The sequence below is a fragment of the Kitasatospora sp. McL0602 genome (assembly GCF_052076145.1).
GTDB lineage: Bacteria > Actinomycetota > Actinomycetes > Streptomycetales > Streptomycetaceae > Kitasatospora.
Map to the genome: position 1 here is coordinate 210,707 of NZ_CP197246.1, position 24,445 is coordinate 235,151.

A 24,445-nucleotide genomic window follows, 5' to 3' on the forward strand; every position below is an offset into this window, starting at 1 on the left:
GCATGAGGCTTGCAGCTGCGATGACGACGACGCCGAGGAGTGTCCCGGCGCGCTGACAGCTGTTGTCCGAAGCCCCGGGGCGAGTGCCCCGGGGCTTCGCCGTGCGGTCACTCGCCCTCCCCCTCGTGAGGAGACCGCCATGCACGACCACCGCAAGCTCGGCCGCGAGCTGGACCTGTTCGACACCGACCCGCTGATCGGCTCCGGCCTGCCGTACTGGCTGCCCGCCGGGGCCGCCGTGCGGCACAGCCTGGAGCAGTACGTGCTGCGCGAGGAGCGCCGGGCCGGCTACCGGCACGTGTACTCGCCGGTGCTCGGCAAGCGCGAGCTGTACGAGATCTCGGGCCACTGGCAGCACTACAGCGAGGACATGTTCCCGGCGATGGAGCTGGGCGGCGAGCAGTTCGTGCTGCGGCCGAGCCTGTGCCCGCACCATGCCGTGATGTACCGCTCCCGCCCGCACAGCTACCGCGAACTGCCGCTGCGGCTCGCCGAGTTGGGCGGCATGTACCGCTCGGAGCTGTCCGGTGTACTGGGCGGGCTGACCAGGGTGCGGGCGATCCAGCTCAACGACGCCCACATCTTCTGCACCCCCGAGCAGGTCGCCGAGGAGGCCCGGGGCGCCCTGGAGCTGATCGGCCGGGCGTACCGGGCGCTCGGCATCCGGGGCGCCCGGTACCGGCTCTCGCTGCCGGGGCCGGGTGGCAAGTACATCGCCGACCCGGGGCTGTGGGAGCGTTCCAGCGCCCTGCTGCGGGAGGTGCTGGACGGCTTGGGCGTGCCGTACGAGGAGGCCGAGGGCGAGGCCGCCTTCTACGGGCCGAAGATCGACGTGCAGATCGCCGACAGTGCGGGCCGCGAGTCGACCCTCTCGACCGTGCAGATCGACTTCCACCAGCCGGAGCGCTTCGACCTGCACTACATCGGCCCGGACGGCGCCAGGCACCGCCCGGTGATGATCCACCGCAGCATCATCGGCAGCGTGGAACGCGCCGTCGCCCACCTGATCGAGCAGCACGGCGGCGCCTTCCCCAGCTGGCTGGCCCCCGTCCAGGTGGTGGCCCTCCCGGTCTCCGAGGAGGAGCTGCCCGCCGCCGGGCAGCTCGTCCGCCGCTGCCTCGACCTGGGCCTGCGGGCCGAGCTCGCCGGCCCCGACCAGGGCACCCTCGGTGCCCGGGTCCGGGCCGCCCGGCTCGCCCCCTACCAGGCGGTCATCGGCCCCCGGGAGGCGGCCACCGGGCAGCTCGCGCTGCGCCTGCGGGACGGCCGCCGGCTCGAACCCCTGCCGGTGGAGGCGGCGTTGGCACAGATCCTGGACGAGGCGGGCGTCTGAGCAGCCGGGCCTACTGCGGGGTGACGTACGCCCCCGAGATGCCGCCGTCGACGAGGAAGGTGTTGGCGGTCATGAAGGAGGAGTCGTCGCTCGCCAGGAAGGCGACGGCGGCGGCGATCTCGGTCGGCTCGGCGAACCGGCCGAGGGGGATGTGGACCAGGCGGCGGGCGGCGCGCTCCGGGTCCTTGGCGAACAGCTCCTGGAGCAGGGGGGTGTTCACCGGGCCGGGGCAGAGGGCGTTGACGCGGATGCCCTCGCGGGCGAACTGCACGCCCAGCTCGCGGGACATCGCCAGCACGCCGCCCTTGGAGGCGCTGTAGGAGATCTGCGAGGTCGCCGCGCCCATCACCGCGACGAAGGACGCGGTGTTGATGATCGAGCCCTTGCCCTGGCGCTGCATGTGCGGGATGGCGTACTTGCAGCAGAGGTAGACGCTGGTGAGGTTGACCTCCTGGACGCGCTTCCAGGCGTCCAGGCCGGTGGTGAGGATGGAGTCGTCGTCGGGCGGCGAGATCCCGGCGTTGTTGAAGGTGATGTCGAGGCTGCCGTACTCCGCGACGGCGGTCTCGTACATCGCGCGGACGGCGTCCTCGTCGGTGACGTCGGCCTGGATGAAGAGGCCGCCGACCTCGAGCGCGGCGGCCTTGCCGGAGGCCTCGTCGAGGTCGACGCAGACGACCTTCGCACCCTCGGCGGCGAAACGGCGGGCGGTGGCGAGGCCGATGCCGCTGCCGGCGCCGGTGATGACGGCCACGCGGCCTTCGAGACGGTTGGTCATGGTGGTCACTCCTCGGTCGAGATGAAGACGTTCTTGGTTTCGGTGAAGGCGTTCAGGGCGTCCGGCCCGAGCTCCCGGCCGAGGCCGGACTGCTTGAACCCGCCGAAGGGGGTGGAGTAGCGCACGGAGGAGTGCGAGTTGACGGAGAGGTTGCCCGCCTCCACCCCGCGTGCCATCCGCAGCGCCCGGCCGACGTCCCGGGTCCAGATCGAGCCGGAGAGGCCGTACTCGGTGGAGTTGGCGATCCGCAGCGCGTCCGCCTCGTCCCGGAAGGGGACGACGGCGACGACCGGGCCGAAGATCTCCTCGGTGAAGGCCGGCGAGGCCGGACCGACGGCCAGTACCGTCGGCGGGTACCAGAAGCCCGGCCCTTCGGGAGTACGGCCCTGCACGATGATCGACGAGTCGTCGGGGACGTAGCCGGCCACCCGGGCGCGCTGGGCGGCCGAGATCAGCGGGCCCATCTCGGTCTTCTCGTCGCGCGGGTCGCCCACCCGGACGCCGAGCACGGCCGGCTCCAGCAGTGCCAGGAACTCGTCGTAGACGGTCTGTTCGACCAGGATGCGCGAACGGGCGCAGCAGTCCTGCCCGGCGTTGTCGAAGACGGCGTACGGTGCGGTGGCGGCGGCCTTGGCGAGGTCGGAGTCGGCGAAGACGATGTTGGCGCTCTTGCCGCCCAGCTCCAGCGTCACCGCCTTGACCTGCTCGGCGCAGCCCCTGGCGACGGACTTGCCGACGGCGGTGGAGCCGGTGAAGACCACCTTGCGGACGTCCGGGTGGGTGACGAAGCGCTCCCCCACCACCGGGCCACGACCGGGCAGCACCTGGAAGACGTCCGCCGGGATGCCTGCCTGGAGGGCGAGCTCGGCGAGCCGCAGCGCGGTGAGCGGGGTCAGCTCGGCGGGCTTGAGGACGACGGTGTTGCCTGCTGCCAGCGCGGGGGCGAAGCCCCAGGCGGCGATGGGCATCGGGAAGTTCCACGGCACGATGATGCCGACGACGCCGAGCGGCTCCTGGAAGGTGACGTCCAGTCCCCCTGCGACGGGGATCTGCCGCCCGAACAGCCGCTCGGGCGCGGCGGCGTAGTACTCGATGACGTCGCGGGCGTTGCCGGCCTCCCAGCGGGCGTTGCCCACCGTGTGGCCCGCGTTGGTGACCTCCAGCTGGGCCAGGTGCTCGCGGTCGGCGTCCACGGCGGCGGCGAAGGCGCGCAGCAGCCGGGCGCGGTCGGCGGGCGCGACCCGGCGCCAGCCGTCGAACGCGGCCTTGGCGCGGGCGATCGCGGCGTCGGTCTCGGCGAGACCGGCCATCGCGACCGTCTCGATCACCTCCTCGGTGGCCGGGTTGACCACCTCGAAGAGGTCGGGGCTGGTCATCGGTGACTCTCCTTCACTCCGGTCTCGGTATCGGTGCCGGCCTCGACGAGGGCGTCGAAGAGCCGGGTGTCGGCCGGGTCGGCCTCCGGGTGCCACTGGACGCCCAGCACGAAGCGGTGGCCGGGCAGTTCGACGGCCTCGATCACGCCATCGGCGGCCCAGGCGGCCGCTTCGAGGCCGTTGCCGAGCCTGCCGACGGCCTGGTGGTGGTAGCAGGGGACCTCGGCGGCCGGGCCGAGCAGCTCGGCGATCCGGCTGCCCGCGCCGGTCGTCACGGGCCGGCGGTGGTAGACGGCGGAGGCGATCTGGTGGCTCTCGTCGCCGGTCCGCTCGGGCAGGTGCTGGACGAGCGAGCCGCCGAGCGCGATGTTGAGCAGCTGCATGCCGCGGCAGATGCCGAGCACCGGCAGGTCGCGCTCCAGCGCCCCGGCCAGCAGCTCGAACTCCCAGGCATCACGCACTGGTTGGGGCTTGCCGGTGCGCGGGTGGGCGGGCTCGCCGTACCGGTCGGGGGCGATGTCGGCGCCGCCCGCCAGGACGAGGGCGTCGAGCCGCGCCAGCAGCCGCCCGGCGCCTCTGCCGTGCGGCGGCAGGACGACGGGGATGCCGCCCGCCCGCGTCACGGCGTCGAGGTAACTCCCGTGCAGGACGGCGGCGTTCTGCTGCCAGACGCCCCAGGATGCCTCCTCCAGGTAGCTGGTGATCCCCACCAGCGGCCGCTCGGTCACAGCCGCTCGAATCCGCGGCGCCGCTCCCAGTCGGTCACCGCCGTCTCGAAGGCGGTGAGTTCGACCCGGCCGGCGTGCGTGTAGTGGCGGACGACGTCCTCGCCGAAGGCGGCGGACGCGACCTTGCTGGCCTCGAACGCCGCCACCGCGTCGCGCAGCGTGGACGGCACCCGGGGGGCGTCCGAGGCGTACGCGTTGCCGGTGAACTCGGGCTCCAGGGTGAGCTGTTGCTCGACGCCGTGCAGACCGGCGGCGATCAGCGCGGCGACCGCGAGGTAGGGGTTGACGTCGCCACCGGGCACCCGGTTCTCGAAGCGCAGCGAGGGCCCGTGGCCGACCACGCGCAGCGCGCAGGTGCGGTTGTCGCGGCCCCAGGCGATCGCAGTCGGCGCGAAGCTGCCCGGTGCGTACCGCTTGTAGGAGTTGACGGTCGGGGCCAGCAGCAGCGAGAAGTCCGCGAGGCAGGCGAGCTGCCCGGCGAGGAAGTGCTCCATTACCTTGGAGAAGCCGTGCGGGCCGTCACCGGCCATCACCGAGACGCCGCTGTCGTCGCGCAGGCTCAGGTGGATGTGGCAGGAGTTGCCCTCGCGCTCGTTGAACTTCGCCATGAAGGTGAGGCTGACGCCCTCCTGCGAGGCGATCTCCTTGGCGCCGGTCTTGTAGACCGAGTGGTCGTCACAGGTGACCAGTGCGGGGCCGTACTTGAAGGCGATCTCGTGCTGCCCGAGGTTGCACTCGCCCTTCGCCGACTCGACGGTCAGCCCGGCACCCGTCATCTCGTTGCGCAGGCGGCGCAGCAGCGGTTCGATCCGGGAGGTGCCGAGGATGGAGTAGTCGACGTTGTACTGGTTGACGGGCGTGAGCTGGCGGTAGTCCTTGTCCCAGGCCTGCTCGTAGCTGTCCCGGAAGACGATGAACTCCAGCTCGGTGCCCGCGTACGCGTGCCAGCCGTGGGCGGCCAGCCGGTCCAGCTGGCGGCGCAGGATCTGCCGGGGCGAGACGTCGACGGGGGTGCCGTCGTGGTTCTCCACGTCGCACTGCACCATCACGGTGGCGGGGTGCCAGGGCACCCGGCGCAGGGTGCCGAGGTCGGGCTTGAGGACGAAGTCGCCGTAGCCCGTCTCCCAGGACGAACTCTCGTACCCGTCCACGGTGTTCATGTCGATGTCGACGGCGAGCAGGTAGCCGCAGCCCTCGGCCGCGTGCGGCACGACGTCGGAGAGGAAGAAGCCGGCGGCGATCCGCTTGCCCTGGAGGCGGCCCTGCATGTCGGTCATGGCGAGCACGACGGTGTCGATCTCACCTCCGGCGACGAGGACGCGCAGGTCTTCCAGGGTCAGTTGGGGGCTGCTCATCGGTTCTCCAGTTCGCTCGGCCGGTCGTCGGTGGTCTCCACGAGGCTCTGGACCTTCGGCCCGGTGAACCAGTGCCGGGCCGAGACCAGCCACCACAATCCGGCGGAGCCGAGCACGGCGGCGACCGCGACGGGTGTGTAGTTGAAGCTGAGTGCGGTGATGGGGCTGACGGTGGGGAGCATGAAGAGCACGGTGATCACGACGGTCCAGAGCACCGCCACGGTACCGATCGCCTTGCTCCAACGGCCCAGGTGCCACGGGCCGCGCTGGAAGGCGTCACCCTGACGGAGTCGCAGGAACACCGGTATGACGTAGGCGATGTAGAGCCCGATCACCGAGACGGAGGTGACGGCGGCGTAGGCGGTGGCGTTCCAGAGGTCCTGGGCGCCGAGCAGGAAGGCCCCGCCGGTGGCCAGCCAGACGGCGCTGGTGGGGGTCTGGGTGCGCGGGTTGATCCGGTGCCAGAGGCGGGAGCCGGGCAGTGCGCCGTCCCGCGAGAAGGCGTAGATCATACGGGAGTTGGCGGTGACGGAGGCCATCCCGCAGAAGAACTGGGCGCCGATCACGATCAGCAGGAGCAGCTTCGCGCCGGTCGGACCGATGGCGTCCAGGAAGATCTGCGCAGGCGGCACCCCGGTCGAGCTGGCGAGCGCGCCGTCGTAGTCCTGGATCGCGAAGGTGATGCCCAGCAGCAGGATCCAGCCCGCGACCAGCGACACCAGCACGGAGTTGACGATGCCCTTGGGCCCGGAGCGGGCCGCGTCCTGGGTCTCCTCCGTCATGTGGGCGGAGGCGTCGTAGCCGGTGAGGGTGTACTGCGCGAGCAGCAGGCCCAGCAGGGCGACGTAGAACGAGCTGTGGAAGCCGGTGTTGTTGACGAACTTGGTGAACACGAAGGAGGCGGAGGCGTGGTGGGACGGCAGCAGGGCGAGCGCCCCGACGATGACGGCCACGCCCGCGACGTGCCACCAGACGCTGACGTTGTTGAGGAGCGAGACGAGCTTCACGCCACGGGTGTTGAGCAGCCCGTGCAGCAGCAGGATGACCGCGAAGATCTCGACCGTGTGGGCCGGGGTCGCCGCGATGCCCCACTGCATCTCCAGGAAGGCGTTGGTGAAGAACGCGGCGCCGAAGTCGACGCCGGCGGTCACCGCGACCTGGCCCATGAAGTTGAAGTAGCCCGTGAACCAGGCCCACGCGGGCCCGTGGGAGGGCGCCAACTTGGCGGCCCAGTAGTACAACCCGCCCGCCGTGGGGTAGGCGGAGCAGATCTCGGCCATCGCCAGCGCGACGCAGAGCGTCATCGCGCCGACGACAGGCCAGCCCCAGGTGATCAGGGCGGGCCCGCCGGTGGCCATGCCGAAGCCGTACAGCGTCAGGCAGCCGGAGAGGATGGAGACGATCGAGAAGGAGACGGCGAAGTTCGAGAAACCCGACATGGAGCGGGCCAGCTCCTGGGTGTAGCCGAGTTCGCGGAGCCGTTGTTCGTCGGAGTCGGAAGTGGTCTGAACGGAAGACATGCGCGCCCCTGAGGGTTCGGTGGGGGAGTCCGAAACGTGCGCCCACGACACTGTGGCGATCAATGGACCGAAACCAGACCATTGACGTGGTGTGCATGTTTCCCCCCGAGCGGTCACCGCGTCAAGGGGTCAAGTCGTGATCCACTTCGGCACCCGGTCGGGCGTCGCACCTCGGTACGATTCCCGGGTGGACACCGCAGACGAACGCGACACACAGATGGACTGGCAGGGCGGCGCGATCTTCCGGCCCGTCCGGACGGGCAACGCGTTCGAGGAGACGGTCGAACGGATCCTGGAGGCGATCAAACTCGGCGTCTTCGGTTACGGCGACCGCCTCCCCGCCGAACGCGAGCTCGCCGCCCGGCTGCACGTCAGCCGCGAGACGCTGCGCGACGCCATCCGCTCGCTCCAGCAGGCCGGCTGCGTCGAATCCCGCCGGGGCCGCTACGGCGGCACCTTCGTCACGTACCGCCTCCCGCCGCCCGACCTCGGCGAACTCCGGCGCGCCGTACAGGACATGGGCACCGAACTCGAGGACGCCCTCACCTACCGGCTGGTCCTGGAGACGGGCGCCTCCGAGCAGGCTGCCAGGCGCACCCTGACCGCGGACGAACGCGCCTACCTCACGGGCCGCCTCACCGACCTGGAGGAGGCGACCGCCGAGGAGTACCGCCAGCTCGACTCCCGCTTCCACCTGGCGATCGCCGAACTCACCGGCTCCCACACCCTGGCGACCGGCATCGCGGAGAGCCGCATGCGGCTCAACGACCTCCTCAACGCCATCCCGATGCTGGAGCGGAACATCATGCACGCCTCCGAGCAGCACCGCGCCATGGCCGAGGCCATCCTCGCCGGAGACATCGAGGCCGCCCGCCGCAGCACCGAGGAGCACCTCGAAGCCACCGCAGCCCTCCTGCGGGGCTTCCTCGGCTGACGCAGCCCCTACGCCCCTCGGACCACGAGGTCGGCGAGCAGCTCGCGGGTGGCGTCGGTGACGGCCTCGACGGCGCGGTCGAAGGCCTCGCGGTTGTGGGCGGCGGGCGCCCGGAAGCCGGACACCTTGCGGACGTACTGGAGGGCCGCCGCGTGGATGTCCTCCTCGGTGACGTCGGGCATCAGGGGCGGTCTGAGGGTCTTGATGCTTCGGCACATGCCCCCAGTCTGCCTCTCAGCCCGAGCTCTTCGGGGACGCCTCCGCAGATCCGCTCGCACTCCCGCCCGCGCTGCCGGCCCCGCTGGGCGCACCGCTCCCGACGCCCGCGCCCGTGTGCGCACCCGCGCTCGGGCTGCCGCTCACCTTGGCACTGCCGCTCGAACCCGTCCCCGGGCTCGCACTCGACGGCCCGCTCGGCGCTGCGGAGCCGCTCGCCCCGACCGAGGCGGAGAACGACTGGCCGCTGGTCGGGTCGACCACCACGATCCGCTTGACAGGGCTCGCCGCCGGGCTGACCACCACGACCTGCCGTTCGTCGAAGTCCTTCCAGGGCGTGCCGCTGTAGGAGACGGCGGTGGGCAGCGCGGCCGGCGGCAGCAGCGGGTTGCCGCACGCGCACCGGACCCTCGGCAGCCCCCTGGTGTCCACCAGCACCGCCGTCCCCGCCTGGAGGACGGACTGGAAGGGCGTCGCGGCGGAGCCGCTGAAGCCGTGGTTGGTGACCCGGGTGTCGACCCGCAGTACGACCGGGGTCAGGGTGCGAAGGTAGTCGGCGATCCCGGCCTGGTCGATGCCCTCGACCCCGGCCCAGGCGCGGCCCTTCGCGTCGTCGGTGGTGAGGAAGCCGGAGAGCTTGGGCACGTCGCAGCTGGCCGTTCTGGTGCTGCCGCCGTAGAGGCCGACGTCCGCCCCGTCCACCGTGCCGGTCGCGGACGGGCTCGCCGCCACCGTCGCACCCGCCGATCGGGCGGCGACCGAACCGGTGAACGGGTCCGGCCCGGTGTCGGCGACGGTCTGCAGCGCGACCTGCGCGGCCGCCAACGTCGTACCGCCCGTACTGGGAGTCCCGCCTCCGCCGCCCTTGCCGCCGCCCCGGGTGAGCGCCACCGTCACCACGAAGGCCGCCACCAGCACGACCACACCGGCCACGATGCCCCGCGCGCCGCGCCACCACGGCCTCGGCGCCCGCCCACCGACCCCGACCAGCACCCGAGGCGGCCGCCCGTCACCCGAGCCGTCACCCCTACCGCCACCCGAGCCGCCACCCGGGTCGGCGCCGGCACCGCCGCCCGACAGCGGCCCCGAGGGCGGTCCGGAGCCGCCCCCCGAACCGGACGGCGGGCCGCCGGCCGCACCCGAACCGGCGCCCGCGCCGGTACCCGAACCCGACGGCGGCCCTGACGGCGGTGGTTGGGAAGTCACGTCTCTGCCTCCACAGCTCTGCTCCCCCGAAGCCCCCATTCTCGGCCCTGCTCCCCCGCTCCGCGATCCGCGAGCGGTCGCCGGAGCGGCAGCCCTGACCGAGGCTGGGGAGCGTGAAAGCCTGGGCCGACGCCTTCCTGACCGCTCTCGCCGCGCTGCTCGCCATGACCGGCACCGCAGCGCTCGGCCTCTGGGCCGCCCACGCGGGTGACCTCCCGGAGGGCGCCTTCCCGGCCGTGCTGGCCGCCACCGTGCTGGCGGCCGTCGGTGTGCCGGTCGATCTGACGGGCAGTGCCGCGTTCATCGCCTCGGCCAGCGGCGGCATCACCGTGCTGCCGCTCTCCGTCAGCCTCGCGGGGGCCCTGACGGCGGGTGCGCTCTTCCTCCGCCCGCTGCGCCTGCACGCCGTCGTGCCCGCCGCCGGTCTCGCCTGGCGGGCCGCCAGGACGGTGCTGTGCTGGCTCGTCCTCCTCCAGCTGCTCCGGCTGCCCGCCCGGCACAGCTTCACCCTCTCGACCGGCGACAACCTGCTGGACTCCCTCGGCGCGGCGTTCGGCGCGGCCCCGGTCGTCGGGTTCCGGGTCGGCGCACTGCCGACCGCCGGGTACGGGCTGCTCTGGATCGCCGTGGTGCTCGTCCTCGCGCTCGCCGTCTCCCGCCGCGCCGCGCTGCCCAGCCGCCTGGTCCGGTACCAGGCCGCCGTACGGCCCGCCTCGCACGCGGTGCTCGTCCTCCTGCTGGTCTACTGCGGCCTGGGCCTGGTCGCCGGGCTGGTCTCGACGGTCACCGACGGGCACGGCCGCGACACCCTCGCCGTCCTCCTGCTCGGCCTGCCGAACCTCGCCTGGCTCGCCCTCGGGCTCGGCCTGGGCGGCTCCTGGTACGGCCACGTCGACGGCGCCCTCGGCCTGCCGATGCCGCAGGCGCTGGCCGCCGTGCTCCGCACCTCCGACTCCCGGGACGTCACCCTCGACCTCACCACCCTCACCCAGCAGGACGGCCGCGCCTGGCTGCTCACCGTGCTCGCCGCGATCGCCCTGGTGCTCACCGGCGTCGCCGCCGCCCGCCGCTCCCCCGCCGGGCTGCGCCGTTGGCAGTACGCCGCCCACCTCGCCCTGGCGTTCGCCGTGGCCGTGCTGCTGATCGGCCTGCTCACCCGGATCACCGCCTCGTACGGCCTCTCCCTGCTCGGCCTCGGCGGCACCGGCGGCATCTCGCTCCAGCCGGAGCTGCTCACCTCCGTCCCGCTCGCCGCCGTCTGGGGCGCCCTCGCGGGCCTGCTCGGAGCCCTGCCGATCCGCCGGAAGTGACCCCGACCGGTCCCGGGTGTCTACTCGCCGATCCCGAACACCGGCAGCGCCCAGGCCGGCGGCGCCGGCAGTACCGGCTCCACCCGCAGCGCCTCCGGCAGCACCGGCACCAGCTCGGTCGGCGTCGGCACCGCCACCCCCTCGTCCACCGCACGCAGCGCCGCGACGAAGCCGAGGCAGCTGGCGTAACGCTCCTCCGGGTCCTTGCCCAGTGCCTGCGCGAAGACCGCGTCCAGCTGTCGCGGCAGCTCGGGCCGCAGGCCGCTCACGGCGGGGGCGGGCTCGTGCAGGTGGGCCCAGAGCTGGGCGAGGTCGTCCTCGCGGCGGAACGGCGGGGCGCCGGTGAGCTCCTCGTACGCCACGCAGGCCAGGCTGTAGACGTCGCAGCGGCCGTCGACGGGCTTGCCGGCGATCTGCTCGGGGGCGACGTAGTCGACGGTGCCGACGAACTGGCCGACGGTGGTCAGGCCGGAGAGCGACAGCGACTTCTTGGTGAGGCCGAAGTCGGTCAGGTAGACGTGCTCGGGGTGGTCCCGGTCGGTGCCCTCGGCGACCAGGATGTTGCCGGGTTTGACGTCCCGGTGGACGAGGCCGTGGGCATGGGCGGCGTCCAGCGCGGAGGCGACCTGGGCGGTGATCCTGATGGTCTGGTGAAGCGAGAGCAGGCCCTGGTCGTCCAGCAGGGCCCGCAGGTCGCGGCCGCTCACGTACCGCATCGCGATGTACAGGATGCCGTCGGCCTCGCCCGCGTCGTAGACCGGCACGATGTGCGGGTGGTCGATGGCGGCCGCTATCCGCGACTCGCCCGCGAAGCGGCGGCGGAAGACGTCGTTGCGGGCCAGCTCGGGGGCGAGCAGCTTGACGGCGACCGTCCGGCCGAGCCGCAGGTCCTCGGCCTGGTAGACGACCGCCATGCCGCCCCGGCCGAGCACTCTGCCGAGCCGGTAGGTGGCGAGCTGCTGCCCGCTCAGATCGGCGGGGGCGCTCACGTGGGGGGCCGGTCGACGGTCGCGTACGTGGCCAGCCGGGTGCCGTCGCTGTAGTACCAGCGCCCGTGGTCGAGGTCGAGCAGCCAGGCCGCCGGGCCGTCCAGCACGGCGCCGACCCGAAGGCCCCGGCTGCGGGTGCGGAAGGCCGCCAGGTCGATCCTGCCGTCGGCGAGGTCGTCGACGAGCGCGCGGTAGCGGGCCAGCGTCTGTTCCAGGGCGGCGAGCAGCGGGCGCGGGTCCTCGGTGGCGGCGAGCGGGCCGACGGTGCCGGGCGGGCGCTGCGGGAGGGCGATCAGCATCCGGCCGTCGACCCAGGCCGTCCAGCCGTTGGAGCAGACGATCCGGGCCCAGTCGCCGCTGGTCTCGGCGAGGCGGACGGGCAGCAGCGGGTCGATCCGGGCGCTGGGCCGGGACGGGTCGGGCCCGGCCCAGGTCGGCAGGCCGTCCTGGGGGGCCACATGGGTGGGGCGGAAGGGGTCGTCCATGGCGGGTCAGCCGCGCATCACGGCAGGTTCGTGCCGCCGCAGCAGGCGCAGGACGAGGAAGCCGAAGAGCACCGAGAGGGCCACCAGCATGCCCATGTCGAGCAGCCAGGTGGAGGCCCGGTGCGCGAACAGCGGGTCGTCGGTGAGCTTGCCGGGGACGACGGCGTGCAGGTCGACGGTGGCGGCCATCGCGCCGAGCGCCCAGCGGGAGGGGATCAGCCAGGAGAGCTGGCCGAGCACCAGGACGCCGTTGAGCTGGAGCAACGCGCCGCAGAAGACCACCTGGACGATGGCCAGCAGCACCAGCAGCGGCATCGTCACCTCCTCCTTGCGGACCAGTGCGGAGATGACCAGGCCGAGCATCATCGCGGTGACGGAGAGCAGCGCGACGGCGAGGGTGATCTCGATCAGCGGCGGCATGAAGACTCCGCCGCCGCCCTGCGGCCGGAGCCGGACACCGGCCAGCCCGACCATGGTGAGGACGACGGCCTGCACCACCGTGACGGTGCCGAGCACCACGATCTTGGAGCAGAGGTACGCCGATCTGGACAGGCCGACGGCGCGTTCGCGCTGGTAGATGACGCGTTCCTTGACGAGTTCGCGTACCGCGTTGGCGGCGCCGGTGAGCACGCCGCCGACGCAGAGGATGAGCAGCGCGTTGAGGGCGCTGTTCTGGTCGAGGTGGCTGCCGGCCAGGGCGTGCGCCATCGCGCCCATCACGAAGGGCAGCGCGATCATCACGGCGAGGAAGGTCTTGTCGGCGGCGAGCGCGGTGGCGTAGCGGCGGCAGAGCGTGCCGAGCTGGGCGAACCAGCCCTGCGGGGGCGGGGGTTGGACGGGTGCCGGGGTCTCGGCGGGGGTGCGGCGGGGGCGCTCCAGCTGGTCGCCGATGTAGCGGCGGTACTCGTCGGAGCGCCGGTAGTCGCCGGCCCAGTCGCGGGCGCGGTCGTTCTCGAAGGCCTCGAAGGCCTCGGGCCACTGCTCGTGGCCGGTGAAGCCGAGAGTCTCGCCGGGCGGGCCGTAGAAGGCGGTGCGGCCGCCGGGGGCGAGCAGCAGCAGCCGGTCGCAGAGGTCGAGGCTGAGCACGCTGTGGGTGACGACGATGACGGTGCGGCCGTCGTCGGCCAGCGCGCGGAGCATGTGCATCACGGAGCGGTCCATACCGGGGTCGAGCCCGGAGGTCGGCTCGTCGAGGAAGAGCAGGGAGGGTTTGGTGAGCAGCTCAAGGGCGACGCTGACGCGTTTGCGCTGACCGCCGGAGAGGCTGGAGATGATCTGGTCGGCGCGCTGGTCGAGGCCGAGTTCGGTGATCACCTCGGCGACCCGGGCGGCGCGTTCGGCGGGGGCGGTGTCGCCGGGGAAGCGCAGTTCGGCGGCGTAGCCGAGGGCGCGGCGGACGGTCAGCTGGGTGTGCAGGATGTCGTCCTGCGGGACGAGGCCGATCCGGCGGCGCAGCTCGGCGTAGTCGCGGTAGAGGTCGCGGCCGTCGTAGCGGACGCTGCCCTCGTCGGCGGGGCGCAGACCGGTGAGCGCGTTGAGCAGGGTGGACTTGCCGGCGCCGCTGGGCCCGGCGACGGCGAGCAGGCACTTCTGGCCGACGGGGAAGGTGACGTGGTCGAGCAGGGTGCGGCCGCCGTCGGCGCGGACGACCAGGCCCTCCACGTCGAGGTCGACGTCGCCGCTGTCGACGAACTCCTGGAGTTCGTCGCCGACCAGGCAGAACATCGAGTGCCCGATGCCGATCAGGTCGTCCGGCCGGACCAGGGCCGTCAGCACGGGCTGGCCGTTGAGGTACGTGCCGTTGTGGCTGCCGGTGTCGGCGATCTCGTACCGGCCGTCCGGGCGCGAGCGCAGCTCGGCGTGGTGGCGGGAGACGGAGAGGTCGGGGACGACGAGGTCGTTGTCGGTGGCGCGGCCGATCCGGACGACCCGGGCGGGCAGCTGCATCACGTTGGTCGGCGGGCGGTAGGAGCCGGTGATCGAGGTGAGCGCGCTGGGCGCGCGCCGACCGGTGGCGGTCGGCTCGGGCAGCGCGCCGACGGTGGCCCGGGGGCCGTCCGGACTGCCGAAGCGGACGGTGGTGCCGGGGCCGAGGTCGAGGTGCTGGACGCGGTGGCCGTCCGTCCAGGTGCCGTTGGTGCTGCCGGTGTCGTCCAGCGCCCAGTGGCCGTCGTCGACGTGCAGCAGTGCGTGGTGCCAGGAGACCCGGGGGTCGGTGAGGACGATCTCACCCGTCGGGTCACGGCCGATGTGGTACTCGCGGCTCGGGCTCATCAGCTGCGAGTCGCCGTCCGTCTCCAGTACGAGCTGCGCCGATCCGGGCGCGACGGGTCGCTCTCCCATACGGTCGATGCTAGTCTCCCGACCTCCTGCCCACCTCTCAGCGCGTTCCGTACGCCTCCCGGCGGGGCCGTCACCCCCCGGTGGCGAACCGCCCACGCACAGGTGACATACCGTGTCGCGGGGTACGGTGGCGGGTAACTGTTGACGCATGCTCACTCATGGCCGACGGGCCGCACACCGGGGAGGCGATGTGAACACCTGGGCGACCTGGACGACGCAGTCCATTCACGCCGGGCACGGCGGGGTCCTGACGGAGGAGATCGGTGTCATCACCGGTGACCTCACGTTGCACACGATGTGGATCGAGAACGAGGCGCGGCTGACCGTGCAGTACACCGGGGCGCTCGACTGGTTCACGGTCGTGGGCAGTCCCGTCCGGGCCGAGGACGAGGGGACGGCGCGCAACGTCCACCAGGCGATGGTGGAGGCGGCCAAGGCCGGCGGGGGCGCGCGGGCACCGCAGTGATCCCGGCGGCGCGCGCCGGGCGTGCACGCCGCCCGAACTGCGCCGATCCGTCGGCTCGTTGACGAACAGTCTCCGTAACCGGGGCCCGCCGACACTCGTTGGCAGGGCCCCGGCACTTTTGGAGGCCTGATGTCCGGCGCGAGGGCCATGATCGAGACCGCCGAGAGCTACCTCGGCTACCGCGAAGGCGCGGCGAACCGCAACCGCTTCTCCACCGAGATGGGCCGCCCGGCCGAGAGCTGGTGCGCCGACTTCGTCTCGGCCGTCGCCCGGGAGAGCGGCAACGCCGGCATCTTCCCGAACACCGCCTCCTGCTCCGTCGCCCGGGACTGGTTCGACCACCGGGGCCGGCTCTCCGTCTACCCGGCGATCGGCGCGCAGGTGCTCTTCGGCGCCCCGGGCAACCCCTACGGTCCGGGCGGCGAGCACACCGGCGTCTGCATCGCGTACGACGCCGACACCCTCACCGTCGTCGCCGGGAACACCAACGACACCGGCTCACCCCAGGGCGACGGCGTCTACCGCCGCGTCTACCAGCGCCGCTCGTCGTACGTCGACTCGTACGGCTACCCGGACTACCCCGAGGGCCTGGTATGCGCGGACCCGGCCTGGCGGGGGCGCTCGGGCGTCACGTACTTCGGGCAGGAGGCGAGCATCGACGACCTCCCGACCGCCGGGGTCGTCGGCCTCCCCGAGCAGAGCCGTCGGCCCGTGGTGATCGACGGGCGGGCGTACGGGCCGGGCGCGAGCGGGGCGCACCTGGCCGCGATGCGGGAGATGCTGACCGCCGCCGGGTGCGCCCGCTACGCCGAGGGCCCCGGCCCGGCCTGGGTGCAGGCGGACACCGACAGCTTCCGGGCCTACCAGCTCCAGATCGGCGACACCGGCCCGGACGCGGACGGCATCCCCGGCCCGCGCCAACTCCACCACCTCGAACGGGACTACGGCGGTCGCCGCTACACCGTCCAGCCCGGGGACACCCTCGCCGCGATCGCCGCCGAGTTCGGCACCACCGTCCAACGCCTCACCGAGGCCAACCACCTCGCCGACCCCGACCGGATCGAGGCCGGGCAGATCCTCCGGATCGTCAAGTAGCGGCGGGCGCCTGGCGGGTAAGACCCTGCAAGGTTTCCGCAAGGCCACGGAAGGCCTTCCGCCAGCACCCCCGGGCAACTCTCCGGCACGGCCGCGAACACGCGGCCGGAAGCCGAGAAGTCAGGGTCTGTCTCACGATTCGCGGGAAGCGTGGGACGGACCCTGGAGGGGGGACAGGCAGATGCCGTCCAAGAACAAGGCCCCCGGGCCCGTGCGCCGTTCGCCCGGCCAGTGGTCGACGCTGCCCGAGTGCCGGCGGGTGCTGGCGGTCGTGCACACCCACGTCTACTGGTCGCGGCTGCGGGAGATCGTCTCGCTGTTCCGGGCCGACCTGCGCATCCAGGTGGTCTTCACCGTCGCCCCGCACGCCTTCAACGGCGGGCTGCGCGAGCTGCTCCGGGGCCTCGGCGGCACGGTGCTGCCCTGGAGCGAGGCCGTCCGCACCGACTTCGACCTGGTGCTCGCCGCCGGGTCGCAGGGCATCGAGCAGATCCGCGGCCCGCTCGTCCGGCTGCCGCACGGCGCCGGGGCGATCAAGCTCTCCCGGCCGGTCGAGGGGCCGCAGCGCAGCGTCGGCGGCTACGGCCGCCCGTACCTCACCTGGGCGGGCCGGGTGGTGCCCGCCGCGATCGCGCTGGCGCACCGCTCCGAGCTGCAGCTGCTGGCGAGCGGCTGCCCCGAGGCGCTGCCCGTCGCCGAGGTGATCGGCGACTCCTGCCACGACCGGATCGCCGCCAGCCTCCACCTGCGGGAGGTCTACCGCCGGGCGCTCGGCCTGCGTACGGGGGAGAGCTTCGTGCTGGTCTCCTCCACCTGGGGGCTGGGCTCCTCGTTCAACCGGCTCGACGCGCTGCTGCCCAGACTCGCGGCCGAACTGCCGCCGGACCGCTTCCGCACCGCCCTGCTCGTGCACCCGAACGTCTGGGCGAACCACAGCCGTTGGCAGCTCGACGCCTGGCTCTCCGGCCGCCACGGCATCCACCTGCTGCCGCCGGAGACGGACTGGCGGCAGCTCCTGATCGCCGCCGACTACGTGATCGGCGACCACGGCTCCGTCACCCTCTACGCCACCATGACGCAGGCGCCCATCCTGCTGGCCCGCTTCCCCTTCCAGGACGTCAACCCCGACTCGGCCGCCGTCCAGCTCGCCCGGACGGCCCCGGCGCTCTCCGCCGCCCACACCCTGACCGACCAACTCGCCTACGCCCAGGACCGTTACCGGCCGGAGGACTACGCCGCGATCGCCCGGGGGATCTCCTCCGAGCCCGGCTGCTTCAACCGCAAGGCGCGGGGCCTGCTCTACCGCGTGCTCGGGCTCGGCGAGCCGGCGTACGAGCCCGCCACCGAGCTGCTGGACGTGCCGGAGCTGCTCGGGGGGCGGCGCCCGTGAACCAGGTCGAGATCGAAGTCTCGTTCGGTGGGCGTGAGTTCGTCGACCAGCACCTGAACGTCTGCCTGACCGGAGACGGCCGGTGGCGCCGGCTCGCGGATGTGCTGCACCTCGGCCTGCCCGGCCGGGGTCGGGGCAGGAGCCGCGTGGTGGCCGCCCACGTCGCCGCGCTGGCGCTCGCCCGCCACCCCGGCTGTGCGGTGGCCGCCGTCGGCACGGCGGACGGCGCCGTCACCGTGCTTTGCGCGACCGGGCAGAGCTTCGTCATCCGACTGCCCGCCGAACACTCCCCCGGCCGGAACGCCTTCGCGATCGGCTCGTTGACCCACGCCTGGCTGGCCGCCGGGGCAGCGGCTCCCGGCTCCGGTCAGGTGTCGAGGATGTCGTGGTCGGCGGCGCCGGGGAGTCCGGCGATCCGGTCGGCCAGCCGGGCCGCGTCGGGGGCGCGCACCGACCGGTAGATGCCCAGGGACTCGCCGAACCACCGGAGCGCCTCCTCGAAGTCGCCCCGGGATTCGGCGAGTTCACCCACCATCTCCAGCGCGTAGGCCTCCCAGTGGCGGGAGCCGCACGCCCGGAACTCGGCGACCGCCTCGGCGAGCAGACCTGCGGCCGGCTCCGGGCGCCCCAGCCTGCCCTGCGCCCGCCCGGCCAGGGCAGCGGCGCGGGCGGCCTCGTACCGGTCCGGGAGCGCGAGCAGCTCCGTCCGGGCCTGGGCCAGCAGGCCGACCGCCTGCTCCAGATCGCCGGTGTCGAGCCGGACTTCACCCAGGGCGAGGACGGAGAGCGCCGCGCCGCGCGCGTACCCGATCTCCCGGCGCAGGGTCAGCGCGGCCGTGTAGTACTCGGCGGCCTCGGCCGGCCGGCCCGCCCGGTGGTGCGACTGGCCCAGGCCGTGCAGGGCCTGGGCCTCCTCCCGGGCCCCGCCGCACCGCCGGGCCAGCTCCAGGGCCTCGACGAAGCGCGGCACCGCCTCCTCGGGCCGCTGCGCGTTGCGCAGCCCGCCGCCGCTGTCGGTCAGCATCCGGCCGAGCGCGGCGAGATCGCCCGAGCGGCGGGCGGCGGCGAGGCCGATCTCCGTCCCCTCGATCCAGATCGGGTACGGGCGCAGCCGGTGGAAGAGCGGCCACATCGCGTCCGCCAGCTGCCAGGCCGTCCCGTCCCAGCCGTGGCCGGCCACCGCACGGAGCACCGCCATCAGCTCGGACTGCTGCTCGTCGAGCCAGCGGAGAGCGGCCCCCGGCTCGGCGAAGGGTACCGGCGGGAGCGGTGGGCCCGGGGTGTAGTCGCGGGCCAGGCTGCGATGGGTCGGGGTGATCAACTCCTCTGCCTTGGTAGTGGCTTGGAGAAACCATTCAGCCACCCGCCGGACGGCGACTGCCGCCTCGTGGGCCGCGGCCGTGTCGAGGGTGCGGGCGTGCAGGCGGACGAGGTCGTGGAAGCGGTACCGGTCGAGCCCGAGCTCCTCCAGCAGGTTGACCTCGGCGAGCACCTCCAGCAGCAGTTCCGCCGCCGTCGGCGCCTCCCCGAGCGCGGCGGCCGCGACGGACCGGCCGAAGGTCGCGACCGGCAGGTGGCCCAGCAGCCGGTAGAGCCTGGCCGCCTCCGGGGGCAGGCATCGGTACGAGGCGTCCAGCGCGCCCTGGACGGCGTTGTCACCCTCCAGCCTGAGCACCGAGAGCCGGTCGGCCTCCCGCCCGAGCGCCTGCGCCGTCACGGCCAGCAGTTGGCGAGGCCGCGCGGCGATCCGGGCCGCCGCGACGCAGACCGCGAGCGGCAGACCGTCGCACAGCTCGACCACCTCACGGGCCGCCTCCGGTTCGGCCGCCACCCGCTCGGCGCCGAGCCGTCCGCGCAGGATCTCGGTGGACTCGTCGGCGCCCAGACAGCCGAGCTGGTGGAACACCGCGCCGTCGATGCCGAGCCCGGTCAGCCACCGGCGGCTGGTGACCACGACCACGCTCTGCTGCGAGCCGGGCAGCAGCGGCCGCACCTGGGCCGCCGTCAGTGCGTTGTCCAGCATCACCACCAGTGACTGACCAGCCGTCAGCGACCGCCAGAGCGCCGACCCTTCGGCTGTCCCGGCGGGCACCGGGCTGACGCCGAAGGCGCGGAGCAGCTCGCCGAGCGCCTCCGCCGGGTCGGCCGGGCCGCCGGGCGCGTAGCCCCGCAGGTCGACGTAGAGCTGCCCGTCCGGGTAGTCCGGCGCGAGCCGCCGCAGCCAGTGCGAGGCCAGCGCCGTCTTGCCGACCCCGGCCGGCCCGCTGACCACCACGAGCAGCCCGCCGCCGCTGTCGGCGTTGCGGCTGCTGCGGTCGAGTGCCGCCAGCTCGGCCGCGCGTCCGGCGAAGTGGGCCGGTGGCGGTAGGAGTTGGCGCGGGACGGGCAGTCGGGGAGGCGGGCTGTGCAAGTGCACCCCGCCCCGGATGTCGCGGGCCTGCACCGTCGCGCCGTTGAACTGCGGCGCGCCGCTGATCGTGTTCCGGTACGGAGTTCCGGGCTCTTCGGGCGTCTCGTCGATCCATTTCCGGATCCGGCGGGAGAGTTGGGGATGTCGGGCCAGTGCCGCGGCGAGCTCACCCAGTCGTTCCGGTACGGCCGGTTCCGCTCTCTCGTAGTCCCAGAGACCCCGCAGTTCGGCCTGGTTGTCGATCAACTCGGCAATCGCGCGGGCCAGCTCGAACCACTGATCGGGGGTCGCGAGCCGCAGCGCCCGTTCGATCGTGCCGATCGCCGGTGCCCCCATAGGCCATCCTTCCGTCCATGACTTCCGATCAGTTGCCCGATACTCCTGAGAGATCCTCAATGGTGATTCGGGCAAGGGAAGTTGGTGGATTTTTCGGTGGCTTTCTGTTCCCCTTGTTAGGTTGGTACGGCACTGTTGTCCAAGGTCTGCCATGCTCCCACAGGCGGGTGGGGGTAAACCAGCCTCGTGGGGGCATTGATGATGATCCGCCTGCTGGGCAGCATCGAACTCCGCACACCGACGGCCGCCCTTCCGGTGGGCCGCAGCCATCGCGGCACGCTGCTCGCCATCCTCGCCCGGGATCTCGGCAAGCCGGTCTCGCTGGATCTCCTGGCCGAGCGGATCTGGGACGACGAACCGCCCGCCAACGCACAGTCGAACCTCCACGTGCTGGTGTCCCGACTCCGGCGGAGGTTGCAGGAGGCCGGCGGGGACGAGGCCGGGCAGCCCGTGATCGTCACCGGCGCCCGCCACTACACCCTGGAGGCCGAGCCCGAGGCCGTCGACTGGCGGCACTTCGGCCGCCTCGCCGCCCAGGCCCGCTCGCTCGCCGAATCCGGTGACGACCAGCGGGCCCTCCAGGCCTACGAAGCGGCCGACCGGCTCTGGCACGGCGAGGCCCTCGCCGGGCTCCCCGGCGCCTGGGCGCAGACGGCGCGCACCCTGATGGCCGAGCAGCGGCACTCCGCCGCCCTCGCGCGCTCCGCCGTCGAACTGCGCCTGGGCCGGTTCGCCGAGGCCGTACCGGACTTACGGGCCCGGCTCGAACAGCGTCCGGCCGACGAGAGCCTGGGCGGACAGCTGATGGTGGCGCTCTACGGCTGCGGGCGCCAGGGCGAGGCCCTCCAGGTGTTCCAACAGCTCCGGCGGCGCCAGCTGGAGACCCTCGGCGCCGAGCCGGGCGCGCAACTCGCCCACACCCACGCGCTGGTGCTGCGCCAGGCACCGATCGCCGAGCTGATCCCGCCCGCCGACTCCGGGCCGCGCGGCGCGGCCCGGCACCGAGGCCCGTCGAACCTGCCCGGTCTCTCGCAACTGATCGGACGCGGAGCCGAGTTGTCGCGCCTCACCGGGCTCGACACCCGGGCCGGCGGGCTGGTGCGGATCGAGACGGTGTGCGGGATGGGCGGAATCGGAAAGACGCTGCTCGCCGTGCACGCCGCCGACCGGCTGCGCGAGCGCTTCCCGGACGCCCAGCTCTACCTGGACCTGCGGGCCCACAACCCCACCCAGCAGCCGCTCACCCCGGAGGCGGCACTCGCCGCCCTGCTGCGCTCGCTGCTCATCTCCCCCTCCGCCATCCCGCACGGCCTCGACGAGCTGCGCGCCCTGTGGCGCAGCGAGATGGCCACCCGGCGGGCGGTGGTCGTGCTCGACGACGCGGCCGGGCCGGAGCAGGTGCGGCCGCTGCTGCTGGAGCCCCGATCCCCCTCGCTCGTCCTGGTCACCAGCCGCCACCGCCTGGTCGAACTCCCCGGCTCCCGGGCCCTGTTCGTCGACCCGCTGCCGCCGGAGGACGCCGCCGCGCTGTTCCGCCAGCTGGTCGGCCCCGACCGGACGGAGGACATGGAGGACGTGGAGCAGGTGGGTGACGTGGTGGCGCGGTGCGGTCTGCTGCCGCTCGCGATCACGCTGGTGGCCAGCCGTCTCAAAGGCAGACCGACCTGGAGCCTGACCCACCTCGCGCAGCGGCTGGCCCGCGAGCACGGCCGCCTGAACGAGTTCGGCGACGACGTGGACTCCGTCCGGGCCGCGTTCTCGATGTCGTACGTCTCCCTCACGCCCGACCAGCAGACCGCCTTCCGCCGCTTCGGCCTGCACCCCGGCCCCGACTTCGGCCCGTGCGACGCCGCCGCGCTGCTCGGCAGCTCCGTCCAGCACGCCGAGCGGATGCTCGAAAGCCTGTTGTACAGCTCCCTGTTGGAGGAGCCGGCCGCCGAGCGCTACCGCTTCCACGACCTCCTCGGCTCGTACGCCGTCGAGTTGGCCGATGCCGAGGACTCCGCCGCCGAGCGCACCCAGGCCGTGCACCGCCTGGTGACCTACGCGCTGCGCGCCGCGGACAGCGCCGACCGCACCCTCCACCCGCGCCGCGTCCGCCTCCCGCTCCCCCTGCTGGACGACGGCGAGGCCGACCCGCGCTGGGACGACGACCAGCAGGCCGCCAACTGGCTGGCGGAGAGCCGGGCTTCGCTGCTCAACATCGAGCGCCACGCCCGCGAGCACGGGCTCCCCGAGGAGGCCGCCTGGCTCTCCCACATCCTGGCCGAGTTCCTGGAGCTGGAGAGCTACTGGCCCGAGGCCGAGCCCATGCACGCGGCAGCCGCCGCACACTGGAACCGCACCGGCAACCGCCGGGCGGAGGCCCGCGCCCTGATCAGCCTCGGCCTGACGTACTGCCGCACCTCACGCTTCCCGCTGGCGACGAGCGTCGGCGAGCGAGCGGTGGTGCTGGCGCAGTCCCTCGACGACGCCGACGGAGTCGCCGAGGGGCTCACCCAGCTCGGGCTGGCCAGCTGGAGCACCGGCGACCACGAGCGGGCACTCGCACACCAGCGGGACGTGCTGGAGATCCGAGAACTGTCGGGAAATCGCTTCGATCTGGCCCGGAGCCGGAACAGCTACGGCATTTCGCTGCTACTGCTGGGACGGCACGAAGAAGCGCTCACCGAGCTCACCGCCGCGCTGGCAGGCATGCGACAGGGCGGGGACACCCGGCGCGAAGCCGCCGTACTCAACAACCTGGGCGAACTGCATTTCGCGACCGGCGACCGGAAATCGGCCCGGCAGGCGTTCGAACAATCGCTGGCTCTCAGCTCGGAATTCTTCAACGAGGTTTACAGCGCGACCATCCAGATCAACCTCGCGAAGACTCTGGACCTTCCGGAGGAATTCCCCGTCGCCCTGAAGCTCGGCAGATCGACCCTCGCGATCTGGCGGCGGTTGGGCGACCAGAAGAACGAGGCCGATGCCCTCTGCACGATCGGGGCCCTTTACGCCGGGGCCGGACAGCACGACCAGGCCCTGCCGAAGTACCTCGACGCCCTGCATATCGCCCAGGGCATCGGCGCAGGCAGCGAGGAGATCCTGGCCTTGCAGGGTGCGGGCGAGGCCGAGGCCGCGCGGCACCATCTGGACCGGGCCGAGAACTACCTCACCGAGGCGCTGGCGCTTGCCGAACAGCTCCACTCACCGGGCGACGCCGCCCGAGCGCAGCAGGCACTGGTCGAAATCCGCCGCGATCGGCGTGACAGTCGGCGGGCATAGCCCAGCGCAATCGTAGTGATCCACCGGCGGGCATGCGGGGGCAATCCGCAAGATTTTCTGCGACCAGATCGCAGGCGCTACGGTGCAACTCGCAGGGCAGTGCGAATCGCCCTTGCGGATATGAACATGACTAAAGTTAATTCATTAGATTCACGTCAGGCTAGCACGTATCCAGAAGGAGACGACCGTGTTCTCGCCGTTCCACTACGCCGGGGTGCTCATCGCCCTGGCAGTCGGGTTCGTCTGTATTCACATCTGACGCACCCGGACCGGCCTGCCTCCGCCGTGAGGCAGGCCGACTACCCAGCATCCCGGCGGCGGGCCGATTCGGCGGCTTCGGCAGCGACCGCTCCGGCGCGGAGGAGTTGGTGGCCGAGGTCCATCAGGGCGCGGCCGGCGGCGAGCTCGTCACCGATGAGGGGCGTGGGCGGGTCGTGGGGGCTGCGGAGGGCCTGGGCGTCGGACTCCAGGGTGGCGGTGGCGGTACGGAGTTCGGCGTGGGCCCGGGTGAGGTCACCGTCCTCGGTGAGGCGGAGGCTGAGGTGCCACTCCTCGGACTGGGGTGCGGTGGCGGCGAAGGTCTCGTTCATCGGGCCGTGTCCTGTTGCCGGCCTGGCTGCTGCTCCTCGTAGGGGGCGCCTTCGGCGGCCTGCAGGTCCTGGGCATGGGCGTTCTGGTAGCTGGTGATGCCCTCTTCCGGGTCCGCCGCACGGACGTCGTCCGCGTCCCGGTCCGCCTTGTCGCTGAACCGTTCCTGCATGTCGGACATCGCTGGCTCCCTTCCTGCCCCGTCGTCCCCCACACTCCAGCCTGCGCCCGCCCCGACGGCCAGTCCAGTCGCGTTTCGGCTTCGCCGCACCCATCCGGGAGGATGATCGGACCGACCCCGCAGGAAGGACCCCGGAGCC

21 protein-coding genes are annotated in these 24,445 nt (G+C 72.8%); 8 read left to right on the forward strand and 13 right to left on the reverse strand.

Features of this window, described 5'->3' with window-relative positions; genetic code table 11:
* Positions 1–139 precede the first annotated feature (139 nt).
* Entirely contained in the window at positions 140–1,333 is a 1,194-nt protein-coding gene (gene thrS / locus ACR68M_RS01065; protein ID WP_441248452.1) for a threonine--tRNA ligase, read from the forward strand.
* Between the two features lie 10 nt (positions 1,334–1,343).
* Here thrS and ACR68M_RS01070 read toward each other — a convergent pair whose 3' ends face one another.
* The 5 genes from ACR68M_RS01070 to ACR68M_RS01090 are packed head-to-tail and all read right to left on the reverse strand — an operon-like array spanning position 1,344 to position 7,090.
* Positions 1,344–2,111: a 3-oxoacyl-ACP reductase gene (locus tag ACR68M_RS01070; RefSeq protein WP_441248453.1), complete on the reverse strand. Its 768-nt coding sequence runs from the start codon at positions 2,109–2,111 to the stop codon at positions 1,344–1,346.
* 5 nt (positions 2,112–2,116) lie between these two features.
* Positions 2,117–3,487 (reverse strand): aldehyde dehydrogenase family protein, encoded by a 1,371-nt coding sequence (locus ACR68M_RS01075; protein WP_441248454.1) that lies wholly within the window; start codon positions 3,485–3,487, stop codon positions 2,117–2,119.
* Positions 3,484–4,215 carry a gamma-glutamyl-gamma-aminobutyrate hydrolase family protein gene (locus ACR68M_RS01080; protein WP_441248455.1) on the reverse strand — a complete coding sequence of 244 codons (732 nt, stop codon included), beginning with the start codon at positions 4,213–4,215 and terminating at the stop codon, positions 3,484–3,486. The genes ACR68M_RS01075 and ACR68M_RS01080 overlap by 4 nt, the downstream gene beginning before the upstream one ends.
* Complete coding sequence (locus ACR68M_RS01085; protein ID WP_441248456.1) at positions 4,212–5,570, reverse strand: glutamine synthetase family protein; 1,359 nt, start codon at positions 5,568–5,570, stop codon at positions 4,212–4,214. The genes ACR68M_RS01080 and ACR68M_RS01085 overlap by 4 nt, the downstream gene beginning before the upstream one ends.
* Positions 5,567–7,090, reverse strand: coding sequence for an amino acid permease (locus ACR68M_RS01090; protein ID WP_441248457.1), 1,524 nt, complete (start codon positions 7,088–7,090; stop codon positions 5,567–5,569). Before ACR68M_RS01090 ends, ACR68M_RS01085 begins: the two co-directional genes overlap by 4 nt.
* Positions 7,091–7,277: 187 nt before the next feature.
* Here ACR68M_RS01090 and ACR68M_RS01095 point away from each other — a divergent pair, with 187 nt between their 5' ends.
* Positions 7,278–8,024, forward strand: a complete 747-nt coding sequence (locus ACR68M_RS01095) for a FadR/GntR family transcriptional regulator (RefSeq protein ID WP_441248458.1) — start codon at positions 7,278–7,280, stop codon at positions 8,022–8,024.
* 8 nt (positions 8,025–8,032) lie between these two features.
* On the opposite strand, the gene ACR68M_RS01100 is transcribed toward ACR68M_RS01095, so the two are convergent.
* Both ACR68M_RS01100 and ACR68M_RS01105 read right to left on the reverse strand, forming a co-directional pair.
* Positions 8,033–8,242, reverse strand: coding sequence for a DUF2277 domain-containing protein (locus ACR68M_RS01100; protein WP_441248459.1), 210 nt, complete (start codon positions 8,240–8,242; stop codon positions 8,033–8,035).
* 16 nt (positions 8,243–8,258) lie between these two features.
* The gene (locus ACR68M_RS01105) at positions 8,259–9,446 is read right to left on the reverse strand and encodes a DUF6777 domain-containing protein (RefSeq protein ID WP_441248460.1); all 1,188 of its coding nucleotides are present in this window, start codon (positions 9,444–9,446) and stop codon (positions 8,259–8,261) included.
* A 113-nt stretch (positions 9,447–9,559) separates the two neighbouring features.
* Here ACR68M_RS01105 and ACR68M_RS01110 point away from each other — a divergent pair, with 113 nt between their 5' ends.
* A complete protein-coding gene (locus ACR68M_RS01110) occupies positions 9,560–10,756 on the forward strand; it encodes a streptophobe family protein (RefSeq protein WP_441248461.1) in 1,197 nt (398 codons plus the stop codon).
* Between the two features lie 20 nt (positions 10,757–10,776).
* On the opposite strand, the gene ACR68M_RS01115 is transcribed toward ACR68M_RS01110, so the two are convergent.
* Genes ACR68M_RS01115 through ACR68M_RS01125 form a run of 3 tightly spaced genes read right to left on the reverse strand, consistent with a single transcriptional unit; the run spans position 10,777 to position 14,573 of the window.
* Positions 10,777–11,745 (reverse strand): serine/threonine-protein kinase, encoded by a 969-nt coding sequence (locus tag ACR68M_RS01115; RefSeq protein ID WP_441248462.1) that lies wholly within the window; start codon positions 11,743–11,745, stop codon positions 10,777–10,779.
* A complete protein-coding gene (locus ACR68M_RS01120; RefSeq protein WP_441248463.1) occupies positions 11,742–12,230 on the reverse strand; it encodes a hypothetical protein in 489 nt (162 codons plus the stop codon). The genes ACR68M_RS01115 and ACR68M_RS01120 overlap by 4 nt, the downstream gene beginning before the upstream one ends.
* Before the next feature lie 6 nt (positions 12,231–12,236).
* On the reverse strand, positions 12,237–14,573 hold the full coding sequence (locus ACR68M_RS01125) for an FHA domain-containing protein (protein WP_441248464.1): 2,337 nt from the start codon (positions 14,571–14,573) through the stop codon (positions 12,237–12,239).
* A 190-nt stretch (positions 14,574–14,763) separates the two neighbouring features.
* Here ACR68M_RS01125 and ACR68M_RS01130 point away from each other — a divergent pair, with 190 nt between their 5' ends.
* The 4 genes from ACR68M_RS01130 (at position 14,764) to ACR68M_RS01145 (ending at position 17,985) form a co-directional block, all read left to right on the forward strand.
* On the forward strand, positions 14,764–15,039 hold the full coding sequence (locus ACR68M_RS01130; RefSeq protein ID WP_441248465.1) for a hypothetical protein: 276 nt from the start codon (positions 14,764–14,766) through the stop codon (positions 15,037–15,039).
* A 129-nt stretch (positions 15,040–15,168) separates the two neighbouring features.
* Positions 15,169–16,134, forward strand: a complete 966-nt coding sequence (locus ACR68M_RS01135; RefSeq protein ID WP_441248466.1) for a peptidoglycan-binding protein — start codon at positions 15,169–15,171, stop codon at positions 16,132–16,134.
* Between the two features lie 181 nt (positions 16,135–16,315).
* The gene (locus tag ACR68M_RS01140; protein WP_441248467.1) at positions 16,316–17,524 is read left to right on the forward strand and encodes a hypothetical protein; all 1,209 of its coding nucleotides are present in this window, start codon (positions 16,316–16,318) and stop codon (positions 17,522–17,524) included.
* The gene (locus ACR68M_RS01145) at positions 17,521–17,985 is read left to right on the forward strand and encodes a hypothetical protein (protein ID WP_441248468.1); all 465 of its coding nucleotides are present in this window, start codon (positions 17,521–17,523) and stop codon (positions 17,983–17,985) included. The genes ACR68M_RS01140 and ACR68M_RS01145 overlap by 4 nt, the downstream gene beginning before the upstream one ends.
* Here ACR68M_RS01145 and ACR68M_RS01150 read toward each other — a convergent pair.
* A complete protein-coding gene (locus ACR68M_RS01150; RefSeq protein ID WP_441248469.1) occupies positions 17,892–20,270 on the reverse strand; it encodes a tetratricopeptide repeat protein in 2,379 nt (792 codons plus the stop codon). The two genes, ACR68M_RS01145 and ACR68M_RS01150, sit on opposite strands and share 94 nt — an antisense overlap.
* A gap of 186 nt (positions 20,271–20,456) precedes the next feature.
* On the opposite strand from ACR68M_RS01150, the gene ACR68M_RS01155 reads away from it, so the two are divergent.
* Positions 20,457–23,537, forward strand: a complete 3,081-nt coding sequence (locus ACR68M_RS01155) for a tetratricopeptide repeat protein (RefSeq protein ID WP_441248470.1) — start codon at positions 20,457–20,459, stop codon at positions 23,535–23,537.
* Positions 23,538–23,836: 299 nt separating this feature from the next.
* Here ACR68M_RS01155 and ACR68M_RS01160 read toward each other — a convergent pair whose 3' ends face one another.
* The gene (locus tag ACR68M_RS01160) at positions 23,837–24,127 is read right to left on the reverse strand and encodes a dsRBD fold-containing protein (protein WP_441248471.1); all 291 of its coding nucleotides are present in this window, start codon (positions 24,125–24,127) and stop codon (positions 23,837–23,839) included.
* Positions 24,124–24,306, reverse strand: coding sequence for a hypothetical protein (locus ACR68M_RS01165; protein ID WP_441248472.1), 183 nt, complete (start codon positions 24,304–24,306; stop codon positions 24,124–24,126). The genes ACR68M_RS01160 and ACR68M_RS01165 overlap by 4 nt, the downstream gene beginning before the upstream one ends.
* Positions 24,307–24,445 lie beyond the last annotated feature (139 nt).

Coding starts and splice junctions, on each gene's coding strand:
- ACR68M_RS01140 (WP_441248467.1), top strand. CDS start 16,316: ATGCCGTCCAAGAACAAGGCCCCCGGGCCCGTGCGCCGTTCGCCCGGC.
- ACR68M_RS01160 (WP_441248471.1), bottom strand. CDS start 24,127: ATGAACGAGACCTTCGCCGCCACCGCACCCCAGTCCGAGGAGTGGCAC.
- ACR68M_RS01125 (WP_441248464.1), bottom strand. CDS start 14,573: ATGGGAGAGCGACCCGTCGCGCCCGGATCGGCGCAGCTCGTACTGGAG.
- ACR68M_RS01120 (WP_441248463.1), bottom strand. CDS start 12,230: ATGGACGACCCCTTCCGCCCCACCCATGTGGCCCCCCAGGACGGCCTG.
- thrS (WP_441248452.1), top strand. CDS start 140: ATGCACGACCACCGCAAGCTCGGCCGCGAGCTGGACCTGTTCGACACC.
- ACR68M_RS01135 (WP_441248466.1), top strand. CDS start 15,169: ATGTCCGGCGCGAGGGCCATGATCGAGACCGCCGAGAGCTACCTCGGC.
- ACR68M_RS01150 (WP_441248469.1), bottom strand. CDS start 20,270: ATGGGGGCACCGGCGATCGGCACGATCGAACGGGCGCTGCGGCTCGCG.
- ACR68M_RS01070 (WP_441248453.1), bottom strand. CDS start 2,111: ATGACCAACCGTCTCGAAGGCCGCGTGGCCGTCATCACCGGCGCCGGC.
- ACR68M_RS01165 (WP_441248472.1), bottom strand. CDS start 24,306: ATGTCCGACATGCAGGAACGGTTCAGCGACAAGGCGGACCGGGACGCG.
- ACR68M_RS01090 (WP_441248457.1), bottom strand. CDS start 7,090: ATGTCTTCCGTTCAGACCACTTCCGACTCCGACGAACAACGGCTCCGC.
- ACR68M_RS01085 (WP_441248456.1), bottom strand. CDS start 5,570: ATGAGCAGCCCCCAACTGACCCTGGAAGACCTGCGCGTCCTCGTCGCC.
- ACR68M_RS01100 (WP_441248459.1), bottom strand. CDS start 8,242: ATGTGCCGAAGCATCAAGACCCTCAGACCGCCCCTGATGCCCGACGTC.
- ACR68M_RS01075 (WP_441248454.1), bottom strand. CDS start 3,487: ATGACCAGCCCCGACCTCTTCGAGGTGGTCAACCCGGCCACCGAGGAG.